Source organism: Pseudomonas sp. AP19 (genome assembly GCF_001728855.1).
GTDB lineage: Bacteria > Pseudomonadota > Gammaproteobacteria > Pseudomonadales > Pseudomonadaceae > Aquipseudomonas > Aquipseudomonas fluorescens.
In genome coordinates, this window is record NZ_LXJP01000023.1 from 89,092 (window position 1) to 101,196 (window position 12,105).

Annotated in this window: 10 protein-coding genes and 1 tRNA gene; 2 read left to right on the forward strand and 9 right to left on the reverse strand. The window is 61.7% G+C overall.

The window, feature by feature from the left end; translation table 11 throughout:
• Positions 1-6 precede the first annotated feature (6 nt).
• The gene (locus A7D21_RS17365; RefSeq protein ID WP_053255505.1) at positions 7-774 is read right to left on the reverse strand and encodes a coniferyl-alcohol dehydrogenase; all 768 of its coding nucleotides are present in this window, start codon (positions 772-774) and stop codon (positions 7-9) included.
• A gap of 73 nt (positions 775-847) precedes the next feature.
• Positions 848-2,323 carry a benzaldehyde dehydrogenase gene (locus A7D21_RS17370; RefSeq protein ID WP_069552235.1) on the reverse strand — a complete coding sequence of 492 codons (1,476 nt, stop codon included), beginning with the start codon at positions 2,321-2,323 and terminating at the stop codon, positions 848-850.
• A 270-nt stretch (positions 2,324-2,593) separates the two neighbouring features.
• Between A7D21_RS17370 and A7D21_RS17375 the strand changes: the two genes are divergently transcribed.
• Together A7D21_RS17375 and A7D21_RS17380 are read left to right on the forward strand one after the other, a co-directional pair.
• Positions 2,594-4,348 (forward strand): sigma-54-dependent Fis family transcriptional regulator, encoded by a 1,755-nt coding sequence (locus A7D21_RS17375; RefSeq protein WP_069552236.1) that lies wholly within the window; start codon positions 2,594-2,596, stop codon positions 4,346-4,348.
• Between the two features lie 98 nt (positions 4,349-4,446).
• Positions 4,447-5,058 carry a TetR/AcrR family transcriptional regulator gene (locus A7D21_RS17380; protein WP_069552237.1) on the forward strand — a complete coding sequence of 204 codons (612 nt, stop codon included), beginning with the start codon at positions 4,447-4,449 and terminating at the stop codon, positions 5,056-5,058.
• 19 nt (positions 5,059-5,077) lie between these two features.
• Here A7D21_RS17380 and A7D21_RS17385 read toward each other — a convergent pair whose 3' ends face one another.
• The 7 genes from A7D21_RS17385 to uvrC all read right to left on the reverse strand — a co-directional run.
• On the reverse strand, positions 5,078-5,557 hold the full coding sequence (locus tag A7D21_RS17385; RefSeq protein WP_069552238.1) for a DUF3237 domain-containing protein: 480 nt from the start codon (positions 5,555-5,557) through the stop codon (positions 5,078-5,080).
• 42 nt (positions 5,558-5,599) lie between these two features.
• Positions 5,600-6,703, reverse strand: a complete 1,104-nt coding sequence (locus A7D21_RS17390; protein WP_069552239.1) for a polyamine ABC transporter substrate-binding protein — start codon at positions 6,701-6,703, stop codon at positions 5,600-5,602.
• Between the two features lie 40 nt (positions 6,704-6,743).
• A complete protein-coding gene (locus A7D21_RS17395) occupies positions 6,744-8,081 on the reverse strand; it encodes an alginate export family protein (RefSeq protein ID WP_069552240.1) in 1,338 nt (445 codons plus the stop codon).
• A 117-nt stretch (positions 8,082-8,198) separates the two neighbouring features.
• The gene (locus A7D21_RS17400) at positions 8,199-9,461 is read right to left on the reverse strand and encodes a serine hydrolase (protein WP_053255498.1); all 1,263 of its coding nucleotides are present in this window, start codon (positions 9,459-9,461) and stop codon (positions 8,199-8,201) included.
• A 299-nt stretch (positions 9,462-9,760) separates the two neighbouring features.
• A tRNA-Gly gene (locus tag A7D21_RS17405) sits at positions 9,761-9,836 on the reverse strand.
• Between the two features lie 63 nt (positions 9,837-9,899).
• The gene (pgsA, locus tag A7D21_RS17410; protein ID WP_053255497.1) at positions 9,900-10,460 is read right to left on the reverse strand and encodes a CDP-diacylglycerol--glycerol-3-phosphate 3-phosphatidyltransferase; all 561 of its coding nucleotides are present in this window, start codon (positions 10,458-10,460) and stop codon (positions 9,900-9,902) included.
• A gap of 32 nt (positions 10,461-10,492) precedes the next feature.
• Positions 10,493-12,105, reverse strand: a 1,613-nt coding sequence (gene uvrC / locus A7D21_RS17415) for an excinuclease ABC subunit UvrC (protein ID WP_069552241.1), incomplete at its 5' end; no start/stop codon positions are given.

A 12,105-nucleotide genomic window follows, 5' to 3' on the forward strand; every position in this document is an offset into this window, starting at 1 on the left:
CAGGCCCTACACGTAGGTGGCGGCCAACCCACCGTCCACCGGCAGGTTGACCCCGTTGACCCAGCGCGCAGCGTCCGAGCAGAGGAAGGCAATCACCGCCGCCACCTCATCGGCCAGGGCTGGACGGGTCATGCGCTGGCTGTCCTCGGCCACCCGCTGCGGCCCGAGCATGCTGACGAAATCGCCGAGAATCGGCGTAAACACCGGCCCCGGCGCCACGCAGTTGATACGCACCGAGTGATCGCGAAACCAGCCCTGGGATTGTTGGAAGCTCCACACGATCAGCGCTTCCTTGAAGTATTGATAACAGCTGGCCTGCTCCACCGGATTGGCCGCCAGCCACTGCTGCCCGGCCTCGAAGCTGTGTGTCGCGGCCAGCGCCTTGTGCAGCTCCAGCCGTTGCGGCCATTGCGCGCCAAGCACCGAGGCAACATTGACGATGCTGCCGCCCGCCGGCATGCGTGGCAGCAACGATTGAGTCAGGTGCCGCAGCCCCAGGTAATTGACCGTCGCCACCGCTTGCTCGGGCGCCGTACCCGGCACCCCAGCGATGTTGCACAGCCCGTGGACCCGCGCGGGCAGGCGCGCCACCAGCGCATCAATGCTGGCAGGGTCACCCAGGTCAGCCTGGAAGAAGCCATCCAGGGTCAGTTGCGGTTCATGGCGATCCACACCGATCACCGTGGCCCCCTGGAAACGCGCGAGCCGCGCCAGCTCGGCGCCAATGCCGGAAGCGACGCCGGTGACGATCAGGGTTTTGTTGTGCAGGTTCATGTTCAAGCCCTCTTATTTTTGTATAGGCATGGGTGTATCGAATCGATGAGCCAGGGCCCAGAACGGCCACGGCTCAGAATGGATAGGCAGGCGGAGTATTTTTCAGCGTGACCCACTGCCACTGGCTGTACTCGTCCCAGTCCGCCGGCCCGCCGACGCTGCCGCCGTTGCCGGAGGCACCGCGCCCGCCGAACGGGTTGATGCATTCGTCGGCCACGGTCTGGTCGTTGATGTGCAGCAGGCCGCAGTCCAGCCGCTCACCGATGGCCATGGCGCGCCCGACCGACGGCGAGATGATGGCGGCCGAGAGGCCGTACTCCGTGCGGTTGGCCAGTTCGATCGCTTCCTCGTCGGTGGTAAAACTGACCACCGTGGCCACCGGGCCGAACAGCTCTTCCTCAAAGGCGCGCATGCCCGGACGTACGCCACTGAGCACGGTGGGCTGGTAGAACAACCGGTCATAGTCGCCGCCTGCCTCCAGCCGTGCGCCGGCCTGCAGGCTATCGCTGACGATCTCGTGCACGCGCAGCAATTGCCGTTGGTTGATCAACGGGCCGAGCGCCGCTTCACCCCGGGCGGCATTGCCCACCGTGAGTGCCCGGGCCTTGTCCGCCAGCTTGCGGGTGAGGCTTTCAGCGATGGATTGATGCACGAGAATCAGCCCGGTCGCCATGCAGATTTGCCCCTGATGCAGCCAGGCGCCCCAGGCTGCATTGCTCGCGGCCAGGTCGAGGTCGGCGTCTTCAAGAATGATCAGCGGGTTTTTCCCGCCCAGCTCCAGCGCAACCTTTTTCAGGTGTCGCCCGGCCACTTCAGCGACTTTGCGCCCCGCCGCCGTCGACCCGGTGAACGCAATCATCCGCACATTCGGATCGCGGCACAGCGCCTCCCCCGCCGGCGCCGTGCCGGGCATCACCTGCAGCAGGCCCTTGGGCAAGCCCGCCTCTTCAAACAGCCGGGCAATGAGAAAACCCCCACTGACCGGGGTCTGCGGGTCAGGCTTGAGCACCACTGCATTGCCTGCCGCCAGCGCCGGGGCCACTGAGCGCAGTGACAGCACCAGCGGAAAGTTGAACGGTGAAATCACCCCGACCACGCCGTGGGGCTGGCGCCGTGCATAGGACAATCGGCCGGCTGCACTGGGCAGCACCACCCCGTGAGGTTGGGACAACAGCCCCGCCGCCTGATGCAGCAGCACAATCGCTTCACGCACTTCGTGCTCGCCCTTGAACAACGCGCCCCCGGTTTCCCGGGCGACGTACAGCGCCAGCTCGGCGAAGGACCGCTGGGCCAGGTCCGCCGCCTTGCGAAACACCTCGGCGCGCTCCCGTGGGCCCAACGCAGCCCAGGCCGGCTGCGCCAGCGCCGCACTGCGGCAGGCGACGGCGATGTCGGCCGGGTTGGCCATGGCGCAGCGCATCAGGGGTTCGCCGGTGGCGGGTTCAATCACGTCAATCACAGATCCCGAAACGGGAATCCAATCGCCGTTGAACAGGCATTCGGACGCGATGGCCCGCTGTAGAAAGGGGGTGGTTTCAGACATTGGCATTGGCAACTCCGGTTCTTGTAATTGTCATCGTCTGCACAGGGTGCAAACGCCGCATCAAGCCTTGAGCAAAGGCTGTGCCGCTTGCACGCAACGGCGCGCACATAAACCGGCGAGGGCTCTGGGTCGAGGCCTGCCGCGCAACGCTCACACGCCTGGGGCGATCGCCCGCAAAAAACCCGGGCTTCGCCACTTGTTCAATTGATAAGGTTATGTTTTATAACTATCTGAGCAGTTGCTCATATCGATCACTCGCTTTGCAGGGGCATAACAATGACTAATCCCCACAGCGCGCTGCCCGACGACCGGGTGGCCAGCGCGCCGTCCCCTCCGCGTGGCGACAGTCGCCAACTCAGTGACAGCAGCTCGCCCACCACAGCGGAACTGGCCGATTGCCTGTTCTTTTCCCCTGAAGACGGGCGCATCTGGCTCAACGATCAACGCATGTTGTTGCTGCACAGTTCGTCGTTCGGCGCCCTGCGCGCCGAGGTCATCGAGCGCCTGGGACTGGACCAGGCCCGGGGCCTGTTCACCCGCACCGGTTATGCCTCCGGCGCACGGGATGCGCGCTTGATCCGCGAGCGCTGGCCACAGGCCGATGCCGCCGCGGTGTTTCGCGCCGGGACACACCTGCACACCCTGGAAGGCATGACCAAGGTCGAACCGCTGCACTTCAAGTTCGATGCCGACTCGGGGTTCTATGAAGGGGAATTTCTCTGGCACCACTCGTGCGAAGCCGATGAACATGTGGGGGCCTACGGCATCGGCCAGGACCCGGTGTGCTGGACCGAAACCGGCTACGCCATCGGCTTCGTCAGTGGCCTCTTCGGGCAAATGGTGATTTTCCGCGAAGTGGAATGCCGTGGCATGGGCCATCGCCGTTGCCGCGTGATTGGCAAGACGGCCGAGCAATGGGGTGATGTCGAGCAGGACCTGCGCTACCTGAATGTGTCCCAGGCCGTCACCGGGCCTGCCACCCCCACGCTTGCAGGCCCGGTGGGCAGCGCTGGCGAAACCCGCCCGCCACAACCGTTGGTGGGCGCCAGTGCCGCGTTCAACGCGGCGATGCAAGCGCTGCAAAGGGTTGCATTGACGCCCGCGACGGTGCTGATCAGCGGGGAGTCCGGCGTGGGCAAGGAGATGTTTGCGCGCCAGCTGCACCAGCTCAGTCGGCGCCATGACAGCCCGTTTGTGGCACTCAATTGCGCCGCCATCCCGGATAACCTGGTGGAGGCCGAACTCTTCGGTGTCGAACGCGGCGCCTATACCGGCGCGACGCACTCGCGCCCCGGGCGATTCGAACGGGCCCAGGGTGGCACGCTGTTCCTGGATGAAATCACCAGCCTCAGCCTGCCCGGGCAAAGCAAGTTGCTGCGAGCCTTGCAGGAACGGGAAATCGAACGGGTCGGCGGGGTGCGCGGGATCAAGGTGGATGTGCGCGTGGTGGCCGCCACCAATATCGACCTGCGTAAAGCGGTGGCAGACGGAAGCTTTCGCGAAGACCTGTTCTACCGGCTGAACGTTTACCCCATCGCCCTGCCCCCGCTGCGTGAACGCCGGGACGACATCCCGCTGCTGATCAATGCGTTCCTGACGCGCTTCTGCCAGGACTACGCCCGGACCCCGGCAGGCCTGACCATGCGCGCCCTGAAGACGTTGCTGCGCTACGACTTCGCGGGCAATGTGCGCGAGCTGCAAAACCTCATCGAACGCGGCCTGATCGCCAGCGACGACGGCCAGGCCATTGACCTGGTGCATCTGTTTCGCAACGAACCGCTGCCCGCCGAACCCTATGGCCTGGACGATCAGGGCAGCCTGTCAAATACCGGGCAGGCGCCGCGCTCGACGCTGCTGGATACCCTCGACCCGTTGGACCAGGGGTTTTCCATCGAAGGGCTTGAATCGCGCCTGATCACTGAAGCGTTGCAACAAAGCGCCGGCAACCTGGCTGCGGCCGCCAGGCTCGTGGGGCTCAGCCGTGCTCAATTTGCTTACCGCATGAAGAAGCACCGGCGGCAAACCCCTTGAAAGGCAATTAGTGCTTTAAAAGCTTTACCCAATTAAGTATTTTGCAGGGGTATGGGGCCAACACGCGCCCCTCTTTTTATTCGTGACAAGGATCTCCTGTGAGCGGACTGCGTGAACGTCAGAAAGCCGAACGCCGGCAAGCTATCAGTAAAGCGGCGGTCGAACTGTTTGAGCGCCAGGGTTTCCAGAACACCACCATCGAACAGATCGCCGGCCAGGCCGGGGTATCGCCGCCGACGGTGTTCAAGTACTTCGGCAACAAACAGGAAATCATCCTGGAGATCCTGCACCACGCCGATCAACGCGCGATCAGCGATACCCGCAGCCTGATCCACGAAATCGACGACCCGGTCGAAGCGCTCTGCCACCTGGAACGCCTGCTCACGGGCTATGCCCTGGAAGTCATGCACCCCAGCCTGTGGCGTGAACTGCTGCCACTGATCCTGTTCGGCGGCAGCAATGGACTGCCCGAAGGCTATCGGGCCATGAACGATGCGCTCAGGGCCGAAATCAGCGAACTGCTGCGGGAACTGCAACGGGCCGGCAAGCTACGCGCGCAACTCGATGTGGAATTGGCCGCGTTCCTGTTGAACGACTATTCGCACCTGCAATTGTTCAGGCTGGTGAACCAGGAACACCCGGATATCGACGCGCACTCAACCCAGGTCAGGCGTATCACCGAGCTGCTGTTTTACGGCATGCAGGCCTGACCGCTTCTGGCGGCGGGCCTCAGTAAAAGCGATAGCAACGAATCACCACCTGGTCGGCGCACGGATAATGCACCAGGCCGATAAAGCTTGATCGGGTGAGCCAGTCCAGCCGCCCCTTGGCCACCTGGAACACCGGCGTGCAGGTGCAGCGGTATTCCGTCTCAGGAATCGGCCATTGGCCGTCGCTTTCCAGCTGGCGGCCATACTCAGTCAGGCTCAGCACACCCCGGTTACGGATGTTGATCACCTCGCCTTCGTCGGTCCTGACGCTGTAGCGGGCATCCAGTTGACCGATGCCATCCGGGCGCAAAAGAAAGCAATCTGCTCCGCCCGCCAAGACCTGGCCGCTGATGCCGACCCCATCGAAATCCCCGCCCAGAATCGGGTAGTTGCAGCGCAGGCCTTCAACGCTGTCGCCCAGCATCACACCCGGCCCAATCGCAACGCGAAGGGTCAGCACCCGCTGCAAGTTGGGGGCAATATTCATCCGTTCAGGCATGGCAAGCTCCGAGCCCGGCGCACACGCACCGGGCCACACAGATCAACGGTTGCTCTTGATGGCGGTCCAGGTGCGGGTACGGATGCGCTCCACGGCGGGCGGAATCGGCTCCAGGGCAAACAGGGTCTTGCGCGCTTCGTCCGGCACATACATGTTGGGGTCGTTGCGGATGCTGGCGTCCACCAGCGCAGTAGCGTCCCTGTTCGGGTTGGGGTAGCCGATCTTGTTGCTGATACGGGCAATCACGTCCGGGCGCAGGATGTAATTGATGAACGCATGGGCTTCCGCCAGATCGGGGGCCTTGGCCGGGATCATCATCACGTCCGACCACATCGGCGCGCCTTCCTTGGGCAGTGCCATCTGGACCTTGACGCCCTTGCCGGCGGCATCTGCCAGGCGCATGGCCAGTGCGACGCCGCCGGACCAGCCCACGCCCACACAGATATCACCGTTGGCCAGGTCCATGCCGTAGCGCGACGAGTTGAAGTAAGTCACGTAAGGGCGAATCTTCATCATCACCGCCTGGGCTTGCACATAGTCCTCACGCTTCTGGCTATTGGGGTCGAGGCCCTTGTAGTGCAAGGCAATCGGCAGGATCTCGTTGCCGGCGTCGAGAAAACCCACGCCACAACTGGCGAGCTTGGCGAGGTTTTCTTCCTTGAAGATGATGTCCCAGCTGTTCATCTGCACGTCGGGGCCGAGGGCTTTGCGCACCTTGTCGACGTTGTAGCCGATCAATGTGGTGCCCCACAGGTAAGGCGCGGCGTAGCGGTTGCCGGTGTCACCCACGGCTTCCAGGGACTGCATGAACTGCGGGTCCAGGTGCTGCCAGTTGGGCAACTGCTTGCGGTCCAGCGGTTGCACGGCACCGGCCGTGATCAAGTGCCCCAGGTTGGCGGTGCCGGGGAACACCACGTCGTACCCGGAGTTGCCCGTCAACAGTTTGGACTCCATGGTTTCAGCACTGTCGAACACATCGTAAATAGGCCGAATACCGGTTTCTTCCTCGAAGCTCTTCAGCACTTCGGGTGGCAGGTATTCGATCCAATTGTAGATCCGTACGGTTCGTTCTTCAGCCAGGCAAACACCACTGATGAGCAACGAGGCGACAGTGCCCAGCACGGTATTACGCAGAAATCTGTTCATGATCAAAACACTCCAGCGCGGCCGCGATGGCTCGCAGCACTTAATAGCGGTAGGTGAAATACAGTTCCAGCGCACTGAACGTCTGGTCATCGCCAAACACCTGTTTGGCGGCGGCCAGTGGCTTGACCCAGTTGTACGACAGCGACGTATAGAACGACGGTGTGGGTGTCCAGTCGAGGAAAACCACACTTTCGTCGGCAAAGCGCCGATCGCTGACCGGTGCGCCCAGGTAGTTTTTCTCGTCCAACCAGAACTGGTAGTGAATCGCGCCGAGGGTCAGGGTTTCGTTGAGGTGGGTCTTGAGGGAGAACTGCTGGACATTTTCGTTGCTGTTGAACAGCAGGTAGTTGCCGACCACGTCCCCGACCAGCCACGTGCTCCAGTCGACAAAGCCTTTGCTCAGTGGGTCCCAGGCTTTTTGGCGGTTGTCGGTGAGGTTGTCGTCGCCGGAAAAGCTCGCGTAGCGGTAGCCAAGGACCGGCGTCAGCGGCAAGGTGTTGAAGGCATAGTCGGCCTGGGCATACCAGGCGCTGGCAGCGTAATCGACACCCTCGCCACTGCCCCGCTCCAGCGCGTACTCAGCATTCAGCGTCAGCGCCTGTACGCCGGGCACCTTGGCGTTGAGCGCCCGCAGGTTGTACACCTGCATCCCGTCCCGGCGGCGCGGGAGCGTGCTGCCTCTGGGGCCAAGGGCATTGACCTTCATGGCCATGGCGCCGAGCGTCACCTGGTCATCGAGGTTGTAATCCACGTTGACGCCGGTCATGCGAAAATCGCCCAAGTCATCATCGGTGCGTAAGGTGAAGGCCTGAGACTTCAGCGCGCCATGATCCCAGGCGAGGATCGCCGAATCCTTGAAGGCGGTTCGCGGGCCGAGCCAATAAGCACCATCCTTGTACTGGTCGAGGTTACCGTCCATGACGATGAACCCCGTACCGATCATATAGTTCTGGCGGCCGGCGGTGAGCTTCCACTCGCCGGCGCGAAAACCGCCATAGAGTTCTTCGGCAGCGGCCTTGCCATCGGAACTGCGGCTGAAGCCACCTGCATCACCATCGCCGAAGGTGCTCGCCGCCACCAGGGAACCGCCCGCGAGCAGGCTAAAATCCGGTTGCAACGCATACTCGAGTTTAACCCCCGGCTTTACGTAGACCTCTTGCCAGTTGATCCGGGCGCCGCCGTTTTTACCGTTGCGCGCATCGACCCGGCCGCTGCCGAAGTTGACCCCACGGGTAAACAACGTTGCCCCGCCAGCGGTGAGATTGACTTCGCCCTTGAGATCACCGTCCTCAAAGGTGTAGCCCGCGAATGCGACGTGGGTGGTCAAGGGTAAGCCGACCGCCAACAGCGCTCGAGAGAAACGCTTGCTGAATACCATAAGAAGCTCCTGTGGAATTATTGTTGTTACAGGGCAGTCAATGGCGACGCAGGGCGCCGCCAACACCTGGGCAAGCCAGGTGAATAGAACGCAAAAAATCTTATTGTTTGGCGTGGGTCAGTGGCTCAAGTGGGCGGCGATCGCGCGCAGCATGCGTACGCTGTCGGTGTCGAACGGGCTGACCGCATCGGTGAGCGAAGACTGCTTGACGATCACGACGCCGGACGGCTTGTCGATGAACAGGTATTGGCCATGAATCCCCCCGGCCATCAGGGCCTGGCTGTGGTCGTTGAACACGTACCACTGGCTTCGATAGGAGGCACCGGGCGTCCAGTGGGAGAACTCGGCATTTTGCGCGTAGATCGCCGGATCCGCGCCAGCGGTGATACGGGCCACCGTCTCGGGCGACAGCAGCTCTACGCCATCGTGGCGACCGTTGTTGGCCAACAGGCGACCGAAACGCGCCATGTCTCTCAAGGTGGCGCTGAAGCCCGCCCCGGCCACATTCCGGCCCCAGGGATCGGCCAGAAAATAGCCGTCGCGGTCGCACCCCAGGCGCCCCCAGACCTCCTCCAGCATCTGACTGCACGCCTTGCCCGAGGCACGTTCCATGACCCACGCCAAGGCTTCGGTGGTGGCCGTCACATAATGGAAAAAGCCCCCGTGGCTGCCGCGCTTCTTGAGAGATGGCAAGTACTGGTACAACGATTCGAACTGCGCGTACTGCGCCGGTGCCGGTTGAAAGCCGCAGGCATAGCCGTACTGCGAGCTTTCTGAATTGGGGTCGTCATACACTTCGCTGTAGTCGATGCCCACCGCCATGTCGAACAATTGGCGCACCGTCGCATCGCCAAACGCGCTGCCCGCCAGTTCAGGCACGTAGTAAGCGGCCGGCCGCTCGGGCTTGAGCACGCCACGCGTCACCAGCTGTTCACCCAAGGTACCGATCAGCGACTTGGTGACCGAGAACATGATGTGCCGGTCACAGGCGCGCTGGCCGTTGAAGTAGCGCTCGAACAACACCGTGTCACCCTGCATCACCAAAAAGGCGTCCGTCTGGCTGGCGACAAGGTGCTCGATCACACGGATGCCCAACCCACTCTCACTGTCGAAACACAACTGATCCAGCGCGCGCGGGGCCTCCTGAAGCTGACCGACAGGCCCTGGCCCCGCCGACACATCAATGCTGGGGCGCAGTCGCGCCAGATGACGGAACCCCCACTGATTGAAGGGCGTGCGCATCCAGTTGTTCCACGTTACGCGGTGTTCCGGCGCGGCGGGAAACCCCTGCATCAGCAGCGGCGCCACGCGAGTGGCCAATGAAGACTCATTGGCCTCGACATAAGAAGTCGCGAGGGAGAATTGGGCTTTATGACTCATCGGGATAACCCTGAAGATGACTCTGCATGAAGCAGATGCAGAGAAATAATTACCCCATACAATATTTTAGTCAATAAAACTTTTTACCAGAAAAACAAATATTGCTGCGCGCTTGGATCGGCGCTACACCGTCCTGATAAGCCTCCTGCAACCGGGTCAAATTTTGAAATGCTTGAAAACTGCGTGCACAAGAACGGGCTCGGCGTGTTTTCAGGGAGGTGCGCGGCAAAAGTCATGGAAAGACTTTTCTTTGGGCGAAAAAAAATGGACCTCTTTTCAGAGGTCCATTTTTTAATATTTGGAGCGGGAAACGAGACTCGAACTCGCGACCCCGACCTTGGCAAGGTCGTGCTCTACCAACTGAGCTATTCCCGCGTCTTGGTGGTGTGCATTCTATAGAATCCAGAACCCCCGTCAACCCCTTGATTCAAAAAAGTTTTATTTCTTTTCAACGGTGGTGCGCAGGTGAGGCCAGGCAGCGCGCAAATACTGGAGCATCGACCACAACGTCAGGCCTGCGGCAACGAGCAGCAAGGCGTAGCCCATCAGAACCCAGAAGGAGAAGTCCGAGGGGTTGGCCAGCAGAATCACCAGCGCAAGCATCTGCGCAGCCGTTTTCCATTTGCCCATGTTGGAAACGGCCACGTGGGCGCGGGCGCCGATTTCGGCCATCCATTCGCGCAGGGCCGAGACGACGATCTCGCGGCCGATGATCACCGCAGCCGGCAATGTCAGCCACAGGTTACCGTGTTCCTGCACCAGCAGGACCAGGGCGACGGCCACCATCAGTTTGTCGGCCACCGGGTCCAGGAACGCGCCGAAGGGCGTGCTCTGTTCCAGGCGGCGCGCCAGGTAGCCGTCGAGCCAGTCGGTCGCAGCCGCAAAAGCGAATACCGAACTGGACGCTGCATAGCTCCATTCGTAAGGCAAATAAAACAGCAAAATGAAAATCGGAATGAGCAGGACGCGTAGAACGGTAATCAGATTAGGGATATTCATCGGCACAACTGGCTACGAGGTGAGAAGGCATTCTATTCGCTGTGCAGATTTGCATAAATCAGCTCAGCGAGCTTTTTACTGATACCGGGTGCTTTGGCAATTTCGTCAATGCTGGCACGGGATAGCTCCTGCAAGCCACCAAAATGTTTAAGCAGGTCACGGCGACGGGTCGGACCAACGCCCGCGACCCCTTCCAGGGTTGAGGTTCGACGGGTTTTACCACGGCGGGCACGATGGCCGGTGATGGCAAAACGGTGAGCTTCGTCGCGGATCTGTTGAATCAGGTGCAACGCGGGTGAGTCACCTTTCAAGGTGAACTCATGAGCGGCATCATTCAAGTACAACGTTTCGAAACCGGCCTTACGCGTAGCGCCCTTGGCAACACCCAGCAGAATCAGGTCGGGAACGGCCAGCTCGTTGAGCACGTCACGGGCCATGGACAACTGGCCCTTGCCACCGTCCACCAGCAGGATATCGGGAAGCTTGCCCTCCCCGTCCTTCAACTTGCTGAAGCGCCGCGTGAGGGCCTGGTGCATGGCGGCGTAGTCATCGCCGGCGGTGACACCTTCAATGTTGTAGCGCCGGTAATCGGCCTTGATCGGCCCTTCCGGCCCGAAGACCACGCAGGACGCCACGGTGGCCTCGCCGCTGGAGTGGCTGATGTCGTAGCACTCAAGACGCTGGGGCGGCTCGTCCAGGTTGAGGACTTCGGCCAAGGCGTCAAAACGCGCAGCCACGTGCTGTCGATTCGCCAGGCGCGCGCTCAAGGCCTGTTCGGCGTTGGTCACCGCCAGTTGCTGCCAGCGCGCGCGCGTGCCGCGTACGCGGTGGCTGATGTCCAGCTCGCGGCCGCGCAGCGCGTGGATCGCTTCGATCAGCGTGGGGAAGTCTTCATGCACCACGTTAACGATCAGTTCGGACGGCAAGTCGCGTTCGGGGCTGCTGACGTAGTATTGGCCAAGGAACGCAGCCATGACTTCAGCGACTTCCTCGTCGATACCGGTCTGCGGGAAGAAATTCTTGCTGCCCAGCACTCGCCCGCCACGCACACTGATCAGGTGCACACAGGCGCCGCCCGGGTTAACAAAAGCGGCGATCACATCGACGTCCCCCGTACCGCCCTCCATGCTTTGCTGGTCCTGTACACGCCGCAGCAAGGAAATCTGGTCGCGCAACTCAGCGGCGCGCTCGAAATCCAGGGTGCTGGCGGCCTGTTCCATGGCGCTGGAGAGCTCATCGGTCAGCGCATTGCTGCGCCCTTCGAGGAACATCACCGAATGGCGTACATCCTCGGCGTACTCCGCCGGGTCAACCAGCCCGACACAAGGCGCCTTGCAGCGTTTGATCTGGTATTGCAGGCAAGGTCGCGTGCGGTTTTTGTAGAAGCTGTCTTCGCACTGACGCACGAAAAAGGTCTTTTGCAGCAGGCTCAAACTTTCTCGGATTGCGCCGGCGCTCGGGTATGGGCCGAAATACTTGCCCTTCTGCTTCTTTGCGCCCCGGTGAATACTCAGGCGCGGGAAGTTGCCGTCGGATAAATACACGTAGGGGTAGGATTTATCGTCACGCAGCAGAATATTGTAGGGCGGCCGCCACTCCTTGATCAGCGTCTGTTCAAGCAGCAGCGCTTCGGTTTCATTGGCGG

Coding starts and splice junctions, on each gene's coding strand:
- A7D21_RS17365 (WP_053255505.1), bottom strand. CDS start 774: ATGAACCTGCACAACAAAACCCTGATCGTCACCGGCGTCGCTTCCGGC.
- A7D21_RS17370 (WP_069552235.1), bottom strand. CDS start 2,323: ATGCCAATGTCTGAAACCACCCCCTTTCTACAGCGGGCCATCGCGTCC.
- A7D21_RS17375 (WP_069552236.1), top strand. CDS start 2,594: ATGACTAATCCCCACAGCGCGCTGCCCGACGACCGGGTGGCCAGCGCG.
- A7D21_RS17385 (WP_069552238.1), bottom strand. CDS start 5,557: ATGCCTGAACGGATGAATATTGCCCCCAACTTGCAGCGGGTGCTGACC.
- A7D21_RS17390 (WP_069552239.1), bottom strand. CDS start 6,703: ATGAACAGATTTCTGCGTAATACCGTGCTGGGCACTGTCGCCTCGTTG.
- A7D21_RS17395 (WP_069552240.1), bottom strand. CDS start 8,081: ATGGTATTCAGCAAGCGTTTCTCTCGAGCGCTGTTGGCGGTCGGCTTA.
- A7D21_RS17400 (WP_053255498.1), bottom strand. CDS start 9,461: ATGAGTCATAAAGCCCAATTCTCCCTCGCGACTTCTTATGTCGAGGCC.
- pgsA (WP_053255497.1), bottom strand. CDS start 10,460: ATGAATATCCCTAATCTGATTACCGTTCTACGCGTCCTGCTCATTCCG.